A 20,373-nucleotide genomic window follows, 5' to 3' on the forward strand; every position below is an offset into this window, starting at 1 on the left:
CTCCGACGTCAGGCCGCCGCCCGGCGGCCGGCGACCTCGTCGAGCGCGGTGAAGAGTTCGTAGATGTCGGGCAGGTGGTCCACCTGCGGTGAGACGTGCGCCCAGCGGATCACCCCGTCGGCGTCCACCACGTAGAGAGCCCGCTCGCTGAAGCCGTCGGACTCCCGCCACACGCCGTACCGGCGAGCGACCTCTCCGCGTGGGTGGAAGTCCGACAGCAGCGGGAAGGTCAGCCCCCGGACCGCGGCCCACGCGCCGTGGCTGTACAGCGAGTCCACCGAGATGCCCACCAGGGCGGCACCCCGGCGCTCGAACTCCGCGAGTTCCTGCTGGTAGAGCTCCAGCTGCCGACTGCAGCCGGGGCTCCAGTCGAGCGGGTAGAACACCAGCACCACGGGCCGGCCACGGAAGTCCGACAGGCTCACCGGCCGGCCGTCCGCGTCCGGGAGGGTGAAGTCGGGCGCCCGGGTGCCGACGGCCAGGCCGGCCGACTCCGCCGCCCCTCCCATCGGCGGGGCGGTCAGGTAGAGGTCCGCGACATCGCGGAGCGTGGTCTCGCCGTCCGCCGCTGCACCGGTCGCGGAAGAGCCACCGTCGGATGCAGACCGGCTCGCCACCTCCTGCACCATCGCGTGCAGGACCGAGAGCGCCTCGGTCACCGGCGAGTCGTCGAGCCGTTCACCGAGCTCGGCGAAGCGCTGTTCCAGCCGGGCCATCCGGGTCGAGCCCGCCACCGGCCCGGAGATCGTCGTTGCCATCAGCAACCCCCTTGCCAGGTCGTCGCGTTTGCGCGCGACCACCCTTACCTCGATCTTGCGCCATAGGAAACCTATAGTTGGCGCAGGAATTTCCTCGGCCCGTGCAACGTCTGTCGAGGTGCTGCGACAGGGGTTCGGCGAACGTGCCCGGCGGCAGGAAAGGAGTGCAGGCCGATGGCCATGACCGCGGAGTGGCTGGACAAGGACTACTACCGCGTGCTCGGCGTCGAGGCGTCCGCCTCGGACAAGGAGATCACCCGCGCCTACCGCCGCCTGGCCCGCGAGCTGCACCCGGACACGAATCCGGATGCCGGGGACGGGGAGCGGTTCCGGGAGGTCACGTCGGCCTACGAGGTGCTGCACGACCCCGCCCGCCGCCGCGAGTACGACGAGGTCCGCCGACTCGCCCGCACCGGCCGACCGACGGGCGGCCACGACTGGCCGCACGGTCAGTCCGTGCGGGTCACCCGGCGCGGCCCACGGGCGGAGGGACGCCGGGTCACCGTCGAGGACCTGTTCGGCCACGTCACCGCCGAGGACGGCGGGTGGAGTGCTGCCCGACCCCGCCGCGGAGCCGACCTCGAGACCTCGGTGGAACTGCCGTTCGAGGAGGCCGTCCGGGGCACCACGCGCCGGCTCCGGCTGGGGGCGCGCAGCGTCACCGCCCGGATCCCGCCGGGGATCGCCGACGGACAGACCGTCCGGCTGGCCGGACGGGGGCAGCCGGGGGAGAACGGTGTGCCGCCCGGTGACCTGGTGGTCCGCGTGCGGGTGGCACCGCACCCGTACTTCCGGCGGGACGGCCGCGACCTCGCGCTCACCGTGCCGGTGACCTTCCCCGAGGCCGCCCTGGGCGCCGACGTGCGGGTGCCGACGATCGACCGCCCGGTCACGGTCCGCGTCCCGCCCGGGACCAGGAGCGGGACCACCTTCCGGGTCCACGGCCGCGGTGTGCCGGCCCCCGGCGGCGCGGGAGACCTGCTGGTGACCGTCGACGTGGACGTGCCGAGAGAGCTGGACGAGCGCCAGCGGGCTGCCGTGCAGGCACTGGCGGCGGCGATCCCCGGGTCGCCGCGAGCCCATCTGGGGGTGTGAGCCACCGGCTCACACCCCGCCACCCAGACCCCACGACCGTGAGGAGGTGCTCCACCGTGGCCAGCGCATTCGACCCCACCCGCTGGACACGCAAGACCCAGGAGGCCGTCCAGGCCGCCGTCGAGCGGGCTCGGGACGAGTCGCATCCGGAGGTCACGCCCGACCACCTGGTCGCCGCGCTCCTCGGCCAGGACGACGGCGTTGTCCTGCCGCTGCTGCAGAAGGCCGGGATCGGCATCCCGGCGTTGCGTGGGCGCGTGACCGAGGCCCTCGACCGCCTGCCGCACGCCTACGGGTCCGAGCCGCAGATCGGTCGCGAACTGCGTACCGCGATCGAGGAGGCCGACCACGCGCGCCAGCAGCTGCACGACGAGTACGTCTCCACCGAGCACCTGCTGCTGGCCCTCGCCGACCACCTGCAGGTCGCCAGGGAGCAGTTGCTCGCCGGGCTCCAGCAGGTCCGCGGCAGTCACCGCGTCACCTCGCAGGACGCCGAGGAGCAGTACCAGGCGCTGGAGAAGTACGGCCGCGACCTGACCGAGGAGGCCCGCAAGGGCAAGCTCGACCCGGTCATCGGCCGCGACGAGGAGATCCGCCGCGTCGTCCAGGTGCTGTCCCGCCGGACCAAGAACAACCCGGTCCTGATCGGTGAGCCCGGCGTCGGCAAGACCGCGATCGCCGAAGGGCTGGCCCGCCGGATCGTCGAGGGGGACGTCCCGGAGAGCCTGAAGAACAAGCGGCTGATCGCGCTCGACCTCGCCTCGATGGTGGCCGGCGCCAAGTACCGGGGTGAGTTCGAGGAGCGGCTCAAGGCCGTGCTGCAGGAGATCGCCGACGCCGAGGGACAGGTGATCACCTTCCTCGACGAGATGCACACCGTGATCGGTGCCGGCTCGGCCGAGGGCTCGATGGATGCCGGCAACATGCTCAAGCCGATGCTCGCCCGCGGGCAGCTGCGCATGATAGGCGCCACGACGCTGGACGAGTACCGCAAGCACATCGAGAAGGACCCGGCTCTGGAGCGCCGCTTCCAGCAGGTCTTCGTCGGCGAGCCGTCGGTGCAGGACGCGATCGCGATCCTGCGCGGCCTCAAGGAGCGCTACGAGGTGCACCACGGCGTCCGCATCCAGGACGCCGCGCTGGTGGCCGCCGCGGTGCTCTCCCACCGGTACGTCACCGGCCGGTTCCTGCCCGACAAGGCGATCGACCTGATCGACGAGGCGGCCAGCCGGCTGAGGATCGAGATCGACTCCCTGCCCACGGAGATCGACGTCATCGAACGGCGGGTCCGGCAGCTGGAGATCGAGCGGCTGGCGCTGGCCAAGGAGACCGACGACGTCAGCCGCGAGCGCCTGGAGGGGCTCGACCGCGAGCTGGCGGAGCTGCGCGAGCAGTCGGCGTCGATGAAGGCGCACTGGCAGGCCGAGAAGGAGGCGATCGGGCGGATCCGCGGGCTCAAGGAGGAACTGGAGACCCTGCGCGGCGAGGTCGAGCGGGAGACCGACCTGAACCGGGCGGCGGAGATCCGCTACGGCCGCATCCCGCAGCTGGAGCGCGAGGTCGAACAGGCCACCGAGCGGCTGGCCGAGCTGCAGGCGACCCAGAAGATGCTGAAGGAGGAGGTCGACGAGGAGGACGTCGCGGAGGTCGTCAGCCGCTGGACCGGCATCCCGGTCGCGCGCCTCATGCAGGGTGAGGTCGCCAAGCTGGTGCGCATGGAGGACGTCCTGCACGCCCGCGTGGTCGGCCAGCACGCCGCCGTCCGGGCCGTCGCCAACGCCATCCGGCGAAGCCGCTCGGGACTGGCCGACCGCAACCGGCCCATCGGCAGCTTCCTGTTCCTCGGCCCCACGGGGGTGGGCAAGACCGAGCTCGCCCGCAGCCTGGCGGAGTTCCTGTTCGACGACGAGCGGGCGATGGTCCGGATCGACATGAGCGAGTACATGGAGAAGCACTCCGTGTCCCGCCTGGTCGGAGCACCGCCGGGCTACGTGGGTTACGACGAGGGCGGCCAGCTCACGGAGACGGTCCGCCGGCGTCCGTACGCCGTCGTCCTGCTGGACGAGATCGAGAAGGCGCACCCCGACGTCTTCAACATCCTCCTGCAGGTCCTGGACGACGGGCGGCTCACCGACGGCCAGGGCCGGACGGTGGACTTCACGAACACCGTGCTGATCATGACCTCGAACCTGCCCGGCGACCCGGCCGACTTCTTCAAGCCGGAGTTCATCAACCGGGTCGACGAGATCGTGCGGTTCCGGTCGCTCACCGAGGACGACATCGCGCAGGTCCTGGAGATCCAGCTCCGTCAGCTGGAGACGCGGATGGCCGAGCGGAAGCTCGTCCTCGAGGTCAGCGACGACGCCCGACGCTGGCTGGCCCGACGCGGCTACGACCCGGACTACGGCGCGCGGCCGCTGAAGCGGCTGATCCAGCACGCGATCGTCGACCCGCTGGCCCTGGAACTGCTCTCGGGGGTGTACCGGGACGGCGACACGGTCCACGTCGACATCGCCGGTGACGACATCGTCCTGAAGTGATCGTCCTGAAGTGATCGTCCCGGCGTGACGTCACCGCCACGGTCCTGCGGGCGCGGGTCGCAGGGCCGTGGCCGGTGCCGACCACGATGCATCGAAGGAGGAACCGCCCATGGCAGAGATCGGAAGCCGGCTTCCCGAGGACGTCCGCAAGACGGTGGGGGAGTCCCTGCAGGGTGCCGTCGTCGACCTGATCGACCTCGGCCTGGTCGCCACGCAGGTGCACTGGACGGTGGTGGGATCCCACTTCCGCAGCGTGCACCTGCAACTGGACGACGTCGTGGCCACCTCCCGCCAGTACTCCGACACGCTCGCCGAACGGGCGGCCGCGATCGGCGTGCTGCCCGATGGCCGGGTGACGGCCCTGCAGGAGCAGTCCGGTCTCTCGCAGCCGCCACTCGCCTGGATCCCGGCCGGCGAGGCGATCAGCTTCTTCGTCCAGGCCTTCGACGAGGTGATCGGGCGGATGCGAGAACGCATCGACGCGACGCGGGACGATCCCGTGTCGCAGGAGCTCCTGATCGAGGTCACGGGGGTGCTGGAGAAGCACCACTGGATGTGGCAGGCGGAGAACGAGCCCCGCTGAGGCCGGAGCGCCGGGCACCCCGTACCCCGCGACCGGGGCCAGGTGCACCCGTCAGTAGCTGCGCGGGAGGCCCAGCACCTGCGTGCCGATGTGGGCGAGGACGAGCTCCTCCGCGACCGGGATGTTCTTGCCGATCCGCGCGTCGCGGAAGAGCCGCTCCACCGGGAACTCCTTGCTGTAGGCCATGCCGCCGAAGACCTGGAACGCCCGGTCGGCCGCCTCCCACGCCGCCTGCGCGCCGGTCAGCTTGGCCACGTTCGTCTCGGTGCCGCACGGCAGGCCCTGGTCGAACAGCCACGCCGCCTTGTAGGTCATGAGGCGGGCGAGCTCCGTCTTGGCCTTGATCTGCGCGAGCGGGAACTGGACCGCCTGGTTGGCGCCGATCGGCCGGCCGAACACCTGCCGCTCGCGGGCGTAGTCGCACGCCACCCGCAGGGACGCCTCGGCCGAGCCGACACCCCCGGCGGCGGCCAGGATCCGCTCCGGGTTCAGGACGTCCCACAGCACCTCGAAGCCGCGGTCCACCGCGCCCAGCACCCGGGACGCCGGCACGCGGACGTCGTCGAACCAGACCTGGCTCGACGTGACGACGTTGCCGCCTAGCTTGCGGATCGGCGTGTAGGTCAGCGTGCCGGCGGCCACCGCCTCCGCCACGTCGACGAGGAACAGGGTGAAGCCGGAGGTGCGCGGCTTGGCCTCCGGGGCGGGCGTCGTCCGGGTGACGGCGATCATCCAGCGCGCGTTCTCGATCCCCGAGATCCAGACCTTCTGCCCGCGCAGCAGGAAGTCGTCGCCGTCCCGCCGCGCCGACGTCGTGATCTCGAGGGCGTTGCTGCCGGCGTCGGGCTCGGTCAGGGCCAGGCAGAACTGGACGTCGCCGGTGGCGACGCCGGGCAGGATCGCCTCCCGCTGCTCCGCGGTGCCGTGCCGGGCCAGGGTCATCGCCCCGAAGCCGGGCGTGAGGATGTACAGGAAGATCCCGGCGGTCCCGCCGGAGGCGGCGAGCGTCTCGCAGGCCACCGCGAGCTCCAGCATCCCCTGGCCGCCCCCGCCGTACTCCTCCGGCACCGACAGCCCGATCCATCCGCCGTCGGCCAGGTCGCGCCAGGCCTCGACGGGGAAGCGGTGCTCGTCCTCGCAGCGGGACCAGTACGCGTGGTCGTACCGGGCCGCGACGGCGCCGACGCCGTCGCGCACGGCGAGGGCGGTGTCGGGCAGAGTGAAGTCCATGGGGCTCTCCGGCAGGCTCGGGAACGATCCGCTCGTGTCCCAGGGAGGGAACGCCGACGGTACGGCGATGCCCGACGCGGCGCGGCGCAACCACTGGAACAACCACGTCGAGCGGCACGGCTTCGCGGTCCCGGACCGCCCGGCCTTCCGGTTCCAGGGCCGGACGACGACGTGGGCGCAGCTGCGCGACCGCGTGCGGGCGCTGGCCGACGCGATGAGCCGCCGCGGCGTCGCCGCCGGTGACCGAGTCGCCGTCCTCATGGGCAACCGGCCGGAGTTCATGGAGACGGTGCTCGCCGCCAACCGGCTGGGTGCCCTCGCCGTCCCGGTGAACTTCCGGCTCACCGGGCCGGAGGCTGCCTACATCCTGGAGAACTCCGGCGCGCGGCTGCTCGTCGTCGACGGCACCACCGCGGCCCTGGGCCGCGACGCGGTGGACCGGCTGCCCGAGCCGCTGCCGACCGTGGTGGTCGACGGCCCGGGCCGGCCCGGCATGGAGCCGTACGAGTCGCTGATGGAGGAGAGCGGTCCGCCCGCTCCGCCGGTCGACGTGCCCGAGGACAGCCCCGCGCTGATCATGTACACCTCCGGCACGACGGGGAGGCCGAAGGGCGCCGTCCTCACCCATCAGAACCTGCAGTGCCAGGCGCTGACGATCATCCGTGCCTTCCAGCTGAACGGGGAGGGCGAGGTCAACCTGGTGGCCGCCCCGATGTTCCACATCGGGGCGATCGGCTCGATCGTGCCGCTGATCCTCATCGGCGGAACGCTCGTCGTGCTGCCCAGCGGGGCGTTCGACGCCGGGCACGTCCTCGACCTGTTCGAGCGGGAGCGGATCACCAGCGTCTTCCTCGTGCCCACCCAGTGGCAGGCGCTCTGCGCCGACCCGACCGTGGCCGGCCGCGACCTCTCCGCCCTGCGGGTGACCTCGTGGGGCGCGGCGCCCGCGTCGGACACCCTGCTGCGCCGCATGGCCGAGGTGTTCCCCGACGCCCTGAACGTCGCCGTGTTCGGGCAGACGGAGATGTCACCGGTCACCTGCGTGCTGGAGGGGAAGGACGCGGTGCGCAAGCTGGGGTCGGTCGGGCGGCTGGTGCCCACCGTCGCGGCGCGGGTGGTGGACGGCGAGATGAACGACGTCCCCCCGGGCGCGGTGGGCGAGATCGTCTACCGGGGGCCGACCCTCATGGAGGGGTACTGGCAGAACCCGGAGGCCACGGCCGAGGCCTTCGCCGGCGGCTGGTTCCACTCGGGCGACCTGGTGCGGGTCGACGAGGAGGGGTTCCTCTACGTGGTGGACCGCGCCAAGGACATGATCATCTCCGGCGGCGAGAACGTGTACTGCGCCGAGGTGGAGAACGTCCTCGAGGGGCATCCCGCCATCCGCGAGGTCAGCGTCGTGGGCCGTGCCCACGCCACGTGGGGCGAGACCCCGGTGGCCGTGGTCGCGCTGCACGATGCGGCGGCCTCCCTCGACATCGAGGAGCTGCGCTCCTGGGCCTCGCAGTTCCTGGCCCGCTACAAGCTGCCCACCGACCTCGCGGTCGTCGACGCGCTGCCGCGCAACGCCTCGGGCAAGGTGGTCAAGGACGTGCTGCGGCAGCGGGTCGGGCAGGCACCGCCCGCCTGAGATCACTCCGTCGCGGCGGCGAGCACCGCCCGGACGGCTGTGGCGAGGGCCTCCGGCGCCTCCAGCGGCGCGAAGTGCCCGATGCCGGGCAGCGGCGTGACCGCCACGTCGGCGAAGAACTCGCCGAGCCGGTCGCCCCACGCCGGCGGGAACAGCGGGTCGTACTCCGGCCACAGGACCCGCGTCGGCGGGCGGATGCGGTCGGCGGGCTCCGGCGGCCGCTCGGCGAGGGCCGTGGCCACGGTTCCGGAGCCGGCGCGGTACCAGCCGATCGACGCCGTGAACGCGCCGGGCGCGGCGTAGCGGTCGACCAGCCGGTCGAGGTCCTCGTCGGCGAGCGCGAACGCCGGCCCGGACCAGTGGTCCCAGAAGTGGCGGAGGTAGACGCGCAGGGCGTCCCGGCGGCCGTCGAGCAGATGCTCGGCCAGTGGCAGCCGGTGGAAGGGCTGGTACCAGAACTCGCGCTGCGCCTCGGGCGTGAGCACCCGCCGGCCGACACCGGGGACCGGCGGCGTGACCACCAGGGCCCGCACGCGCTCGGGCCGGTCGCGGGCCACCGCCTGCGCCGTCCGGCTGCCGATGTCGTAGCCGACGAGGACGACGCGGTCGAGGCCCAGCTCGTCGAGCAGGCCGACGACGGTGCGCGCCTGCGCCACGGCCGAGTAGGCCTCGCTCGGTTCGGCCGGGAGCCGGTCGGAGTCGCCGAATCCGCGCAGGTCGGGGACGACGACGTCCGCCGCGTCGACGAGCAGCGGCACGAGCGCGCGGTAGTCGGTGCGCCCGCCGGGCCAGCCGTGCAGGAGCACCACCGGCGGGCCCGCGCCCGCGCGGTCGTAGGCGAGCGAGAAGCCGTCGATCGGGGACGAACGCAGCACGGGCGGACCGTAGCCGCCGAGGCCCGGGTCGTCCGCCGCCGACGCCAGGCCGATCCGGCGTCCGGTGGCGACCCGCCCTGACCGTCGATGCACGGGTGGCGACCATCGGCGCGGACACGCGCGGACGGGACGGTTCCGCAGAGGTCGGAGGTCCCGGCCGCGGGCAGGCAGGTGTTGACCGTCCCGGGGAGTGCCCTCACCCTGTGCGCCGGCCAGAGCCGCGCACGGGGCGCGGCCGGCCGGTTCCATGGGGGAGGACGTCATGTCCCATCTCGAGAAGCACCCGGTGATGAAGAAGTCGCTCGCGGCGACCCTGATCGCGTGCGGCCTCATCGTCGGCGGTGCCGGCCCGGCGCTCGCGGACCCGGACTTCGGCCCGGGCAACAGCCAGAAGGGTCCGCATGACCCGGGCGCGAAGTGCCACCCGCCCGGTCAGACCGTCGACGAACCAGGCTGCAAGTAGCACCGCGCCTGATCATCTGACGCGTTCCGGGCCGATCGCTGATCGGTGACCGGCGCGCCGGTCGAGCGGCCCTCGCCCGAGAGCTTCGCGGTTCGCGTGCGAGGGCCGTCGCCTGTCTCGGGCAGGTGTGACCTGTGACCACCCACTAGGTTCGGCTGCTGACGGGTCGTCCGGCGCAGGGGAGTGGCACGTGGGCAGGTCGGTGCTGGTGACCGGTGGCAACCGCGGGATCGGGCTGGCCATCGCCCGCTCGTTCGCCGAGAACGGCGACTCGGTTGCGGTGACCCACCGCGGCAGCGGCGCGCCGGAGGGGCTGTTCGGCGTCCGGTGCGACGTCACCAGCGCCGAGGACGTCGACCGGGCGTTCACCGAGGTCGAGGAGCACCAGGGCCCGGTCGAGGTGCTGATCAGCAACGCCGGCATCACCCGCGACGGGCTGCTGATGCGCATGAAGGAGGACGACTTCGCCGACGTCCTCGACGCGAACCTGACCGCCGCGTACCGGGTGGCCAAGCGTGCCGCGACGCGGATGGTCCGCAACCGCTGGGGGCGGATGGTCTTCATCTCCTCGGTGGTCGGGCTGCTCGGGTCGGCCGGGCAGACCAACTACGCCGCGAGCAAGGCCGGCCTGGTGGGGCTGGCCCGCTCGATCGCCCGCGAGCTGGGCAGCCGCAGCATCACGGCGAACGTGGTGGCGCCGGGCTTCGTGGCCACCGACATGACCGCGGAGCTGCCGGAGGCGCGGCAGAAGGAGATCCTGGGGCAGGTCCCGCTCGGCCGGTACGCCGACGCGGACGAGATCGCCGGCGTCGTCCGCTTCCTGGCGAGCGACGCGGCGGCCTACATCACCGGGGCGGTCGTCCCGGTCGACGGCGGACTGGGGATGGGGCATTGAGCATGGGGATCCTCGAGGGCAAGAAGGTCCTCGTCACGGGGGTGCTGACCGAGGCATCGATCGCCTTCGCGACGGCGCGCCTCGCGCAGGAGCAGGGCGCCACCGTCGTCCTGTCCAACTTCGGCCGGGCCCTGTCGCTGTGCCAGCGGATCGCCAAGCGGCTGCCGCAGGAGGCGCCGGTCGTGGAGCTCGACGTCACCAACACCGAGCACCTGGCCACCCTGGCCGACCGGCTGCGCGAGCACGTCGGCGACACCCTCGACGGCGTCGTCCATTCGATCGGCTTCGCGCCGCAGGAGGCCATGGGCGACGGCTTCACCGAGGTCGCGTGGGAGCACGCCGCGACGGCGTTCCAGGTGTCGACCTGGTCGATGGCCTCGCTGACCCAGGCCTGCCGGCCGCTGTTCGGTTCGTCGGCCTCGGTCGTGGGGCTCACCTTCGACGCGAGCGTCGCCTGGCCGGTCTACGGCTGGATGGGCGCGGCCAAGGCGGCGCTGGAGTCGACCTCGCGCTACCTCGCCCGCGAGCTCGGGCCGGAGGGCGTGCGGGTCAACCTGGTCGCCGCGGGCCCGCTGCGCAGCATGGCGATGAAGTCGATCCCCGGCAGCAAGCAGTTCGAGGACGCGTGGGAGACGCGCGCGCCGCTGGGCTGGTCGGTCACCGACACCGAGCCGGCCGGCAAGGCCGTCGTCGCGCTGCTGTCGGACTGGTTCCCGGCGACCACCGGGGAGATCGTGCACGTCGACGGCGGGTTCCATGCCGTCGGCGTCTGACGTCGAGATCCACCCCGGCCAGCGACCGGACGAGGAGCCGTCGCTCGCCGTCCGCAACAACGGGGGGACGCCGCCCTCCGCCGAGCCCGCCCCGCCCGGACGGCGGGAGGCGCTGCTCGTGCTCTCCTTCGGCGGCCCCGAGGGCCACGACGACGTCATGCCGTTCCTGGAGAACGTCACCCGCGGCCGCGGCATCCCGCGCGAGCGGCTCGAGGCGGTCGCCGAGCACTACCACCACTTCGGCGGGGTCAGCCCGATCAACGAGCAGAACAAGGCGCTGATCGCCGCGGTCGAGGCCGACCTCGCGGCCCACGGCGTCGACCTGCCCGTGTACTGGGGCAACCGCAACTGGGCGCCCTACGTCGAGGACACCTGGCGGCAGGTGACCGACGACGGCATCGAGCACGTCTACGTGTTCGCCACCTCGGCCTACGCCTCGGCGTCGGGTTGCCGGCAGTACCACGAGGACATCGCCCGCGCCCGCGCGGCGACCGGCGGGGGCCCGACGGCGGAGAAGCTGCCGCACTACTTCGACCGGCCCGGCTTCGTCCGCGCCAACGCCGACGCCCTGGCCGCGGCGCTCGCCTCGCTGCCCCTCGAGCACCGGGACACCGCCCGGCTGGTCGCCACCGCCCACAGCATCCCGAACGCGATGGCCGCCGTCGCCGGGCCGCGGGGGCACGCCTACGAGGACGAGCTGCGGGCGACCGCGCAGGCCGTGGTCGACGCGGTGGCCCCGGGGCGGGGATTCGACCTGGTGTGGCAGAGCCGCAGCGGCCCGCCGTCGGTGCCGTGGCTGGAGCCCGACGTCAACGACCACCTGAAGGCGCTGGCCGGGGCGGGGGAGAAGGCCGTCGTCCTCTTCCCGGTCGGGTTCGTCAGCGACCACCTCGAGGTGATCTGGGACCTCGACAACGAGGCGCGGCAGACCGCGACGGACCTGGGGCTGGCCTTCGCCCGGGCGGCGACGGCGGGCACCCATCCCGCGTTCGTCGCCACCGTGCGGGAACTGGTCGAGGAGCGCCGCGCCGGCACCGCACCCCGCCTGGGCACGAACTGCCCCGCAGCGTGCTGCTTCGTCGCCCGCCCGAGCCGCCGTTAGCGGGCTTTCGGTACAGAAAGCCCGCTAACGGGGGACGGCGTTGAAGCTGGCCGTGACCGCCTCGCGGACGGCCTGGGCGAGCGGGCGCAGCGCGTCGTCGCGGGCGGCGGCCTGGGCGTGGTTGACCGCACCGCCCGGTGCGTCGGTCAGCGCCAGGTCGAGCACCGCGGCCAGCCGCTGCGCCCGGCCCAGCACCGAGAGCGCGAGCGGGTCGTGGTCGCCCGGGAGCCCCGGCGCCTTCGTGCCCTTCGCCAGCCCGGCGAGCAGCGCCGGCACCTCCGGGTGCCAGCGGGCGAGGTCGAGCTCGGCGAGGGTGCGCGCGGCGTCGCCGACGGCGAGGTCCAGCGCCCCGGACACCGACCGCAGGGAGCCCTCGGCCGCCGGCGGCACCGGCGAGGCGCCGTCCAGGGGGAACGCCGTCCACGCGACCGCCTCCGGGCCGAGCGCCTCGGGCACCAGCGCGAGCCGCTCGCCCACCGCCGCCTGACCGGACTCCAGCGCCAGCGCGGCCAGCCCGGGGACCCGCGGCAGCCCGCGGACGTCGCCGGGCACCGGCAGCACCAGCCGGAAGCGGCGCTCGCCCAGGCCGCGCAGCGCGGTCAGCGCCCAGCCGAGCGGCACCGCCTCGTCGGTGCCGGGCAGGCCGGCGACCCGGTGCGCGGTGTCGCCGAGCAGGGCGTCGAGGGCCTCGTCGTAGGAGGCACGGCCGGAGAGCCAGGCGGTCGCCCAGACCGCGAACCGGCCGGCGGGGAAGTCGTGCACGCGCCGAGGCTACGTCGTGACCCCCACGAGACCATTCCGGTGAGAAACTCCGGGCGTGGACCCGTGGGTGCTCTGGCTGATCGCGTCCGGCCTGTTCGCGGCCGGCGAGCTGGTCAGCCTCGACCTCGTGCTGCTGATGTTCGCCGGCGGCGCGCTCGGCGGCATGGTCGTGGCGCTGGTCGGCGGGGCCGTGGTGTTCCAGCTGGTCGCTTTCGTGGCGGTGTCCCTGGCGCTGCTCGCCGTCGTCCGGCCGATCGCGAAGCGCCACCTGGAGCAGAGCACGCCGCTGCAGCTCGACGGCGTGGACACCCTGATCGGGAAGACCGCGCGGGTGACGCAGGCGGTCGACCGGCACAGCGGGCGGATCAAGCTGGGCGCCGACGAGTGGAGCGCCCGCAGCCAGTTCGACGGCGACGCGTTCGCCATCGGGCAGACGGTGCGGATCCTCAAGGTCGAGGGCGCCACCGCCCTCGTCGGCGACGCGTTGGAGTGACTCGCGCGCACGGATCGTGACCACGGCGGACGCGGCGGGGCAGGATCGCAGGTGACCGCAGAGAAAGGGGATCCGCCGTGGAGCCCGCCCTCATCGCCCTGCTGGTGGTCGCCCTGCTGGTGATCATCGTGGTGGCCAAGAGCATCACCATCGTCCCGCAGGCGCAGGCGAAGGTCGTCGAGCGCCTCGGCCGCTACAGCCGCACGCTGTCGCCGGGCCTGAACCTGCTCGTGCCCTTCGTCGACCGGATCCGCGCCACCATCGACCTCCGCGAGCAGGTCATCTCCTTCCCGCCGCAGCCGGTGATCACCGCCGACAACCTGCAGGTCGGCATCGACACCGTCGTCTACTTCCAGGTGACCGACCCGCGGCTGGCGGTGTACGGCATCGCGAACTACATCACCGGCATGGAGCAGCTGACGACGACGACCCTGCGCAACGTGGTCGGTGGGCTGAACCTCGAGGGCGCGCTCACCGGCCGCGAGAGCATCAACAGCCAGCTGCGCGAGGTGCTCGACGGCACCACCGGCCCGTGGGGTCTACGCGTGGCCCGCGTCGAGATCAAGGCGATCGAGCCGCCGGCGTCGATCCGCGACTCGATGGAGAAGCAGCTGCGCGCCGACCGCGACAAGCGGGCCATCATCCTCACCGCCGAGGGCGCGCGGCAGTCGGCGATCACCACCGCCGAGGGCCAGAAGGCCGCGGCGATCCTCTCCGCCGAGGGCAAGAAGCAGGCCGCGATCCTCGAGGCGGAGGCCGAGCGGCAGAGCCGGATCCTGCGCGCCGAGGGTGAGCGCGCCGCCCTGTTCCTGCAGGCGCAGGGCCAGGCGAAGTCGATCGAGACGGTGTTCCAGGCCATCCACGAGGGCAAGCCCGACCAGGGGCTGCTGGCCTACCAGTACCTGCAGACGCTGCCGCAGATCGCCCAGGGCGACGCCAACAAGATGTGGATCGTCCCCAGCGAGTTCAGCAAGGCGCTGGAGGGGCTGGCCCGCCTCGGCGGCGCGGACAGCGAGAAGTCCTTCCTCGACGTCCCGGCGTCCGGCAACGGCGGCGGCCCCGCCGGCGACCGGATCGACACCAGCGGCTGGTTCGAGTCCCAGCTGCCGCCCGCGGCCGCGCAGCCGGAGGCGAAGATCGAGCTGCACAGCATCGCCGACCAGGGGCTGCAGATGCCGGCCCCGCCGTCCCTGGCGCAGGTGACCGAGGAAGCGCGGGAGGACGACGTGGCGGCGGCTCTGCCCCCCGCTCCGCCCGCGCCCGGCCAGCCGAGCGCGTGACCGGCGCCCTCGGCGCCGAAAGCCGGCCGGCTTTCGGCGCCGAGGGCAAGGCTCAGTCCTTGAGCAGTCCCTCGCGGAGCTTGGCGAGGGTCTGCGACAGCAGCCGCGAGACGTGCATCTGCGAGATGCCGATGTCGGCGGCGATCTGCGACTGCGTCATGTTCCCGAAGAACCGCAGGATGAGGATGCGGCGCTCGCGGGCGGGGATCGTCGCCAGCAGCGGCTGCAGCGACTCGCGGTACTCCACGCCCTCCAGCGCGGCGTCCTCCTCGCCCAGCGTCGCGGCGAGGGTGGGGGAGTCGTCCTCGCCGGAGAGCCGCTCGTCGAGCGAGCTCGACCGGTAGGCGTTGGCGACGGCGAGGCCCTCCAGGACCTCGGCCCGCGGGATGCCCAGGTGCTCGGCCAGCTCGCTCGGCGTCGGCGCCCGGCCGTTCTTCTGCGCCAGCTCGCCGACCGCCGCGTTGAGCGACAGGTGCAGCTCCTGCAGCCGCCGCGGCACCCGCACCGACCAGCCCTGGTCGCGGAAGTGCCGCTTGATCTCCCCGGTGATGGTCGGGACGGCGAAGGAGAGGAACTCCACCCCGCGGGTCGGGTCGAACCGGTCGATCGCCGCGATCAGGCCGAGCGTGCCGACCTGCAGCAGGTCGTCGAACGGCTCGCCGCGGTTGCTGAACCGCCGCGCGAAGTGCCGGACCAGCGGCAGGTGCTCCTCGACCAGGATCTCCCGCAGCCGCTCCCGGCGCGGGTCGTCCTTCGCCAGCGTCGCCAGCTCGGCGAACAGCGGCGCGGTGCGCTCGGCCCGCCGTCGGTTGTCCGACACCGGCGTGCTGTCGGCCTCCGCCGGCGTCTCCGTCCCGGTGTCCGGATCGTCGTCCGATGCCCGGTTCGACCGGGTGGCCCGCGTGGCCTCCTCGTCGGGAACCTCGACCGGCTGCTCGTGTGCAGGAATGTCGTCCTCCGCCGCTCGGGGGATCACGGACAGCCCCTTCGGGAGGGTGTCCTCGTCGCCGGGAGCTACCCGTGTCACCGCGGTACCGAGAGGTTCTGTCCGGCCCCGCTCACGACCTCGGGGGGCCGCTGGCCGGGCAGGTACTTGTCCATGGAGATCACCGCGACCGGTTCGGCGGTGCCGTTGCCGGCCGGGACCTCGGCCTGGGTGGCCGGCCGGCCCGACACGTTGTCGACCAGGGTCTGCAGCACCGCCCAGCCGAAGCCGTCGCGCGGCACGTCCGCGCCCTCGGCGGTGGGCACCCACGCGTCGATGTGCAGCCCGGCACGGCTGGTCTCGAACACCACGGTCAGCGGCTCGTCGCCCGCGGCCACCAGCACCAGCGTGGCGCACGCCTCGTCGACGGCGAGGCGGAGGTCCTCGACGGAGTCGAGGTCGTAGTCCATCCGCATGGCCAGGTCACCGGCCATCGCCCGCACGGCCGGCAGCTGGGTCGGCGTCGTGGGCACCCGCAGCTCCAGCCGTTCCACGCGCCGTCCGTCCTGCGCGAGGGCACCCCTCGAGTCCGCCATCCGTGTCCGCCCTTTCGTCGCCTGTCGTCGGTGGTCGCACGGGTGCCAGCCCGCGGCTCGACCACCCATCCTGCCGGATCGCCGGGCGCACCCGGTCGGGCGCGCGCGGGCAGCGAACCGGGCTCGCGCCCGAGGGGATGCCATACCCGTGCTGCCGTCGCCGGCAAACGTGGTGCTGAGCACGGTGGAGGTTGCCTCGGGCGCGGTTGCCGACCCCTGCCCGGTGTTGTTGTCTGGCCGCAAATGAGTGCCAGTCCGGGGAGCGCGCCGCCGCCGACCCCACCCGGGGATGCAGGGACGGCCGTCCTGGTCCAGGCGATGGAGTCGGCACCCGCCGGCATCTGGTTCATCGCCGGCGCCGGCGGCGAGCCGGTGTGGGCCAACGCGCGCGCCCGGGCGCTCGGCAGCCGGCCCGGCGAGCTGCCGGTCGTCGGTGGGCACCGGGTGGCCGACCTGGTGGCGAGCGCGCTGCGCACCGGCCGGCCGGAGAGCGTGCACGGTCCGGTCGGGGACGGCGGCCCGGTCGCCAGCGCCGTCGTCCGCCCCCTGCCGACCGCCGGCGGGACGGGCGTCCTGCTGATCGTCGAGCCGCAGGACGCCGGTGGCGAGCAGCCCTGGCCCAGCCCGGAGGCCGACGTCGTCGAGAAGGTGCAGCACACCCTGCTGCCGCCCTCGCTGCCGCTCCTGCCGGATCTGTGGCTGTCCGGCAGCTACCACCGCGCCAGCTCGGTGCGCGCGGCCGGCGGTGACTGGTACGACGCCGTCCCGCTGGGCCGCGGCCGGCTGGCCCTGGTGGTCGGTGACGCGGTGGGGCACGGCGTGCCCGCCGCCGGCGCCATGAGCCGGCTGCGCGGCGCCCTGCGCTCGTGCGCGCTGCTGGACCCCTCGCCGGCCGCGGTGATCCGGGCGCTGGACGCCTTCGCCGGCCAGATGGACGACGTCGAGGGGGCATCGGTCTTCTACGGCGTGCTGGACGCCGCGACGGGACGGCTCAGCTATGCCGCCGCAGGCCATCCCGCGCCGCTGGTCGTCGGCAGGGACGGGCGCAGCTGCTTCCTGCCCGTGGTCCACCGGCCGCCGCTGGGCAGCGTGCCCGACGCGGTCACCCACGTCTCGGAGCACCAGCTCGAGCAGGGCGCCACGCTGGTCCTGTTCTCCGACGGGGCGGTGGTCGGGGCGGCGCAGCCGGGCGACGGGCTCTCCCGGCTGGCGCAGGTGGCGACCGAGGTCCTGACCACGAGCGAGGCGCTGGATGCGGGCGCCTCCGCCGAGCTCGCCGCCGCCGTCGCCGAGGGGGTGCGGACGCCCCAGGGCTGGCCGGACGACGTCGCCGTCCTGGTGGCCCACCGGCGCGCGACGTCCCCGGAGCCGGTGCACCTCGACCTGCCCGCGGTGCCGGCGTCCCTTCCCGGGGTGCGGCGCCGGCTGGGCGGCTGGCTGGCCGACCTGGGCATGGGCGAGCAGGACCGGGTCGGCGTGATGGTCGCCGTCGGGGAGGCGTGCGCCAACGCCGTCGAGCACGCCTACCGCGGCCAGGAGCCCGGCCGGATGTACCTGCGCGCGGGCGTCGACGTCGACGGCGTGCTCACGGTCAGCGTCCGGGACGAGGGCACCTGGCGGCCGCCCGACCGGGATCCGGGTGACCGCGGCCGCGGGCTGCTGATCATGCGGCAGATGGTGGACCGGGTCGTGCTCCAGGAGGAGCAGCACGGGACGACGGTGACGCTCAGCATCCGGCTGCGCCGCACCCCGGAGCTCGACGTCGAGCGCGCGGTGGCCGACGCCGCCGCGAGCGTGACCGTCGACCGCAACGGTGCCCGCCCCGTGGTCCGGGTGGAGGGCGCCGTCGACCAGGTCAGCGCCGAGCTGATGCGCATCCGGCTGCTCGAGGCGAGCGCCGGGGGGACCGCGCCCGTCGAGCTCGACCTCACCGGCGTGGGCCTGTTCACCAGCGCCGGGGTCCGGGTGGTGCTGGCGATCGCCCGCATCGCCCGCGACGAGCACTGGCGGCTGGCCGTGCACTCCCCGGAGGGCGGGATCACCCGGCACATCCTCGAGATCAGCGGCCTGGAGGGGCTCGTCGACCTGCACTGACGGAGGACAGCAGTACGCCGGCGGTTTGGGGAACGGCCCCGGTGCGCATCCCTTGCGGGTGAGACTGCGGCGCAGCGACGTGAACGGCCCCGGCTGGCGGCGTCGCCGTGCGGGCAAGGGCTTCGCCTACTTCGACATCGACGGCTCGCTGATCAAGGACGACCGGCTGGACCGGGTCCGGTCCCTCGCCATCCCGCCCGCCTGGCGGGACGTGTGGATCTGCCCCTGGCCCAACGGGCACATCCAGGCCACCGGCGTCGACGCGGCGGGCAGGCGGCAGTACCGCTACCACGACGAGTGGCGCGCGCGCCGCGACGCGGAGAAGCACGAGCGGGTGCTGGAGATCGCCCACCAGCTGCCCGACGTCCGCGACGCCGTGGTGGACGCGATCACCGGGAGCGGCCTGACCCGGGACCGGGTGCTGGCGGCCGCGGTCCGGCTGCTCGACCTGGGTGCGTTCCGGGTGGGCAGCGAGCAGTACGCCGAGGACAACGGCACCTTCGGCCTGGCGACGCTGCGCCGGGACCACGTCCGGGTGCGCGGGGAGAAGGTGTTCTTCGCGTTTCCTGCCAAGGGCGGCAAGGACTGGGAGCTCGAGCTCAAGGACAAGCCGACGGCCGACGTCGTCCGGGAGCTGCTGAAGCGGCCCGAGGACACGGGGGAGGACCTGCTCGGCTACTGGCTGGACGATCCCGCGGGGGGTGACCCGGTGTGGCACGACGTGACCAGCACCGAGATCAACGCCTATCTCAAGGAGGTCAGCGACGCCGAGATCACCGCGAAGGACTTCCGCACCTGGAACGCCACGGTGCTCATGGCCGCGGCCCTCGCCGAGACCCCGACGCCGCCGTCGAAGACCGCGCGCAAGCGGGTGGTGAAGGCTGCCTACGAGCGGGTCTCGGACTCGCTGGGCAACACGCCCGCGGTCTGCAAGGCCTCCTACGTCGACCCGCGGGTGGTCGACCGGTTCGAGTCCGGCGAGACGATCGCCGAGGCGCTCGAGGAGGCGCAGCACGCACCGGACGACCGGACCCAGCAGCGGGTGCTGGAGCAGGCGGTCTGCCGGATGCTCACCAGCGCCTGAACACGACGAGGGGCCCCGCCGGAACCGGCGGGGCCCCTCGTCGATGGTTCAGCTGGTGGCGCTGTCCGCGATGGTGAACAGGTCGATCAGGCCGGTGACCTCGAGCGGGCGGGTCACCGCGCGGGTGGTCGCGATCAGCCGCAGGCCCACGTCGCGGGAGCGGGCGGCCTTCTGCGTCTCCACCAGGACGGCCAGGCCTGCCGAGCCGAGGAACTGCACGCCCGAGAGATCGATCACCAGCTCGCGCGGCTGCTGCTCCAGCTGGCTGTCCAGGGAGGAGCGCAGCACGGGGGCGGTGAAGGTGTCCACCTCGCCGACGACGGTCACCGTGACCGCGCCGTCCTCACCGGTGGAGGTCGAGAGCGTGATGACGTCGTCGAAGGGCGCCTCCGTGCCCTCGGCCGGCACGTCGCGCTGACCCTCGGCGGGCAGGTCGGAAGTCGTCACGGACAGCAGCTCCTCTCAGCGGCAGAACCCGGCGGCGGTGCCGCACGGTCAATCTACCGCTGCCCGTTCCGGGGACGTCGGCGCCCCGGAACAGGCCTGATCGAACGTGTTACCTGCCGGAACGTGGCGCTCCGGCACGAGACGGCTGCTTCTTCAACCGCAAACCCAAACGTAGACAACCAGATCTTCCCACGCCAACCCGCCCCGGGCGTCCCTCCAGGGGAGGACCCCCGGGGCGGGGAGGGGTCGCGCCGGCTCTAGTCGGTGAGGTGGACCGCACGCTCCTCGGCGCTCTCGCCGCCGACCGGCCGGTCGGCGGTCGCCTCGACGTCGTCGGCGGTGCGGTTGGTGCCGGAGTCGGTGTCCGGCGTGGTGCTCGTGTCCTGCTCGTACTGCGCCATCGCCCGGTCGGGGCTCTCCGACGGGCGGACGTCGGCGGCGTCGTCCGGGATCTCCCGGGCCAGCCGGCCGGTGAGGGACTCGCCCTCCGACTGCTCGAAGGCGGTCGTGCCGAAGTCGACGGTGGCCGTCGGGCGCTCGCCGGGCTCCGGGGCGAACTCCGGGTCCTCGTTCTCGTAGATCGTCGGTGAGTCGTCCTGCGAGATGTCGGGGATCCCGTTGTCCTCGGGGAAGATGTCGCGGGCGGTCTGGCCCTCGGGCTCGCTCATCGCGGAAGTGCCTCCTTTGCACGGTTCGCCCTCCGCCTACCCGCCGGTCCGGCTCTCATGCGGACGCCGGCTCGTGGCAT

Annotated in this window: 20 protein-coding genes; 12 read left to right on the forward strand and 8 right to left on the reverse strand. The window is 73.5% G+C overall.

Annotated features, from left to right (window positions below):
• Positions 1 to 8: 8 nt before the first annotated feature.
• Positions 9 to 758 carry a peroxiredoxin gene (locus ACWIYF_RS10440; protein WP_448628058.1) on the reverse strand — a complete coding sequence of 250 codons (750 nt, stop codon included), beginning with the start codon at positions 756 to 758 and terminating at the stop codon, positions 9 to 11.
• A gap of 174 nt (positions 759 to 932) precedes the next feature.
• Here ACWIYF_RS10440 and ACWIYF_RS10445 point away from each other — a divergent pair, with 174 nt between their 5' ends.
• The 3 genes from ACWIYF_RS10445 to ACWIYF_RS10455 all read left to right on the forward strand — a co-directional run bounded on the left by ACWIYF_RS10445 (position 933) and on the right by ACWIYF_RS10455 (position 4,976).
• Positions 933 to 1,853 (forward strand): DnaJ C-terminal domain-containing protein, encoded by a 921-nt coding sequence (locus ACWIYF_RS10445; RefSeq protein WP_448628059.1) that lies wholly within the window; start codon positions 933 to 935, stop codon positions 1,851 to 1,853.
• A 56-nt stretch (positions 1,854 to 1,909) separates the two neighbouring features.
• Positions 1,910 to 4,393, forward strand: a complete 2,484-nt coding sequence (locus ACWIYF_RS10450; RefSeq protein ID WP_448628060.1) for an ATP-dependent Clp protease ATP-binding subunit — start codon at positions 1,910 to 1,912, stop codon at positions 4,391 to 4,393.
• Between the two features lie 109 nt (positions 4,394 to 4,502).
• Positions 4,503 to 4,976, forward strand: coding sequence for a Dps family protein (locus ACWIYF_RS10455; RefSeq protein WP_448628061.1), 474 nt, complete (start codon positions 4,503 to 4,505; stop codon positions 4,974 to 4,976).
• A 51-nt stretch (positions 4,977 to 5,027) separates the two neighbouring features.
• On the opposite strand, the gene ACWIYF_RS10460 is transcribed toward ACWIYF_RS10455, so the two are convergent.
• Positions 5,028 to 6,206, reverse strand: a complete 1,179-nt coding sequence (locus ACWIYF_RS10460) for an acyl-CoA dehydrogenase family protein (protein WP_448628062.1) — start codon at positions 6,204 to 6,206, stop codon at positions 5,028 to 5,030.
• A 67-nt stretch (positions 6,207 to 6,273) separates the two neighbouring features.
• Between ACWIYF_RS10460 and ACWIYF_RS10465 the strand changes: the two genes are divergently transcribed.
• Positions 6,274 to 7,836, forward strand: a complete 1,563-nt coding sequence (locus ACWIYF_RS10465; RefSeq protein WP_448628063.1) for a long-chain-fatty-acid--CoA ligase — start codon at positions 6,274 to 6,276, stop codon at positions 7,834 to 7,836.
• Between the two features lie 2 nt (positions 7,837 to 7,838).
• On the opposite strand, the gene ACWIYF_RS10470 is transcribed toward ACWIYF_RS10465, so the two are convergent.
• Positions 7,839 to 8,711, reverse strand: coding sequence for an alpha/beta fold hydrolase (locus tag ACWIYF_RS10470; protein ID WP_448628064.1), 873 nt, complete (start codon positions 8,709 to 8,711; stop codon positions 7,839 to 7,841).
• Positions 8,712 to 8,973: 262 nt separating this feature from the next.
• Between ACWIYF_RS10470 and ACWIYF_RS10475 the strand changes: the two genes are divergently transcribed.
• From ACWIYF_RS10475 to ACWIYF_RS10490, 4 genes are all read left to right on the forward strand, one after another.
• Positions 8,974 to 9,174, forward strand: coding sequence for a hypothetical protein (locus ACWIYF_RS10475; protein WP_448628065.1), 201 nt, complete (start codon positions 8,974 to 8,976; stop codon positions 9,172 to 9,174).
• 190 nt (positions 9,175 to 9,364) lie between these two features.
• Positions 9,365 to 10,069, forward strand: coding sequence for a 3-oxoacyl-ACP reductase FabG (gene fabG, locus ACWIYF_RS10480; protein ID WP_448628066.1), 705 nt, complete (start codon positions 9,365 to 9,367; stop codon positions 10,067 to 10,069).
• A 2-nt stretch (positions 10,070 to 10,071) separates the two neighbouring features.
• Positions 10,072 to 10,842: an enoyl-ACP reductase FabI gene (gene fabI / locus ACWIYF_RS10485; protein WP_448628067.1), complete on the forward strand. Its 771-nt coding sequence runs from the start codon at positions 10,072 to 10,074 to the stop codon at positions 10,840 to 10,842.
• Positions 10,826 to 11,944: a ferrochelatase gene (locus ACWIYF_RS10490; protein WP_448628068.1), complete on the forward strand. Its 1,119-nt coding sequence runs from the start codon at positions 10,826 to 10,828 to the stop codon at positions 11,942 to 11,944. The genes fabI and ACWIYF_RS10490 overlap by 17 nt, the downstream gene beginning before the upstream one ends.
• A 24-nt stretch (positions 11,945 to 11,968) precedes the next feature.
• Here the strand turns inward: ACWIYF_RS10490 and ACWIYF_RS10495 are convergent, their stop codons facing one another.
• Positions 11,969 to 12,706 (reverse strand): hypothetical protein, encoded by a 738-nt coding sequence (locus ACWIYF_RS10495; RefSeq protein ID WP_448628069.1) that lies wholly within the window; start codon positions 12,704 to 12,706, stop codon positions 11,969 to 11,971.
• Between the two features lie 55 nt (positions 12,707 to 12,761).
• Between ACWIYF_RS10495 and ACWIYF_RS10500 the strand changes: the two genes are divergently transcribed.
• Positions 12,762 to 13,199, forward strand: coding sequence for an NfeD family protein (locus ACWIYF_RS10500; RefSeq protein ID WP_448628070.1), 438 nt, complete (start codon positions 12,762 to 12,764; stop codon positions 13,197 to 13,199).
• A gap of 77 nt (positions 13,200 to 13,276) precedes the next feature.
• On the forward strand, positions 13,277 to 14,479 hold the full coding sequence (locus ACWIYF_RS10505) for an SPFH domain-containing protein (protein WP_448628071.1): 1,203 nt from the start codon (positions 13,277 to 13,279) through the stop codon (positions 14,477 to 14,479).
• Between the two features lie 52 nt (positions 14,480 to 14,531).
• On the opposite strand, the gene ACWIYF_RS10510 is transcribed toward ACWIYF_RS10505, so the two are convergent.
• Together ACWIYF_RS10510 and ACWIYF_RS10515 are read right to left on the reverse strand one after the other, a co-directional pair.
• Positions 14,532 to 15,455: an RNA polymerase sigma factor SigF gene (locus ACWIYF_RS10510; RefSeq protein WP_448628072.1), complete on the reverse strand. Its 924-nt coding sequence runs from the start codon at positions 15,453 to 15,455 to the stop codon at positions 14,532 to 14,534.
• A 47-nt stretch (positions 15,456 to 15,502) separates the two neighbouring features.
• Complete coding sequence (locus ACWIYF_RS10515) at positions 15,503 to 15,958, reverse strand: ATP-binding protein (protein ID WP_448628073.1); 456 nt, start codon at positions 15,956 to 15,958, stop codon at positions 15,503 to 15,505.
• Between the two features lie 360 nt (positions 15,959 to 16,318).
• Here ACWIYF_RS10515 and ACWIYF_RS10520 point away from each other — a divergent pair, with 360 nt between their 5' ends.
• A complete protein-coding gene (locus ACWIYF_RS10520; RefSeq protein WP_448628074.1) occupies positions 16,319 to 18,094 on the forward strand; it encodes a SpoIIE family protein phosphatase in 1,776 nt (591 codons plus the stop codon).
• Between the two features lie 58 nt (positions 18,095 to 18,152).
• On the forward strand, positions 18,153 to 19,178 hold the full coding sequence (locus ACWIYF_RS10525) for a DNA topoisomerase IB (protein WP_448628075.1): 1,026 nt from the start codon (positions 18,153 to 18,155) through the stop codon (positions 19,176 to 19,178).
• Positions 19,179 to 19,226: 48 nt separating this feature from the next.
• On the opposite strand, the gene ACWIYF_RS10530 is transcribed toward ACWIYF_RS10525, so the two are convergent.
• Together ACWIYF_RS10530 and ACWIYF_RS10535 are read right to left on the reverse strand one after the other, a co-directional pair.
• Positions 19,227 to 19,625 (reverse strand): STAS domain-containing protein, encoded by a 399-nt coding sequence (locus ACWIYF_RS10530; protein WP_448628076.1) that lies wholly within the window; start codon positions 19,623 to 19,625, stop codon positions 19,227 to 19,229.
• A gap of 257 nt (positions 19,626 to 19,882) precedes the next feature.
• A complete protein-coding gene (locus ACWIYF_RS10535) occupies positions 19,883 to 20,293 on the reverse strand; it encodes a hypothetical protein (RefSeq protein WP_448628077.1) in 411 nt (136 codons plus the stop codon).
• Positions 20,294 to 20,373: the final 80 nt, after the last annotated feature.

Source organism: Geodermatophilus sp. URMC 64, assembly GCF_053502555.1.

Excerpts from the sequence above, each read along its gene's own strand:
- fabI (WP_448628067.1), top strand. The coding sequence starts at position 10,072 with ATGGGGATCCTCGAGGGCAAGAAGGTCCTCGTCACGGGGGTGCTGACC.
- ACWIYF_RS10535 (WP_448628077.1), bottom strand. The coding sequence starts at position 20,293 with ATGAGCGAGCCCGAGGGCCAGACCGCCCGCGACATCTTCCCCGAGGAC.
- ACWIYF_RS10465 (WP_448628063.1), top strand. The coding sequence starts at position 6,274 with ATGCCCGACGCGGCGCGGCGCAACCACTGGAACAACCACGTCGAGCGG.
- ACWIYF_RS10475 (WP_448628065.1), top strand. The coding sequence starts at position 8,974 with ATGTCCCATCTCGAGAAGCACCCGGTGATGAAGAAGTCGCTCGCGGCG.
- ACWIYF_RS10445 (WP_448628059.1), top strand. The coding sequence starts at position 933 with ATGGCCATGACCGCGGAGTGGCTGGACAAGGACTACTACCGCGTGCTC.
- ACWIYF_RS10440 (WP_448628058.1), bottom strand. The coding sequence starts at position 758 with ATGGCAACGACGATCTCCGGGCCGGTGGCGGGCTCGACCCGGATGGCC.
- ACWIYF_RS10490 (WP_448628068.1), top strand. The coding sequence starts at position 10,826 with ATGCCGTCGGCGTCTGACGTCGAGATCCACCCCGGCCAGCGACCGGAC.
- ACWIYF_RS10455 (WP_448628061.1), top strand. The coding sequence starts at position 4,503 with ATGGCAGAGATCGGAAGCCGGCTTCCCGAGGACGTCCGCAAGACGGTG.
- ACWIYF_RS10520 (WP_448628074.1), top strand. The coding sequence starts at position 16,319 with ATGGAGTCGGCACCCGCCGGCATCTGGTTCATCGCCGGCGCCGGCGGC.
- ACWIYF_RS10460 (WP_448628062.1), bottom strand. The coding sequence starts at position 6,206 with ATGGACTTCACTCTGCCCGACACCGCCCTCGCCGTGCGCGACGGCGTC.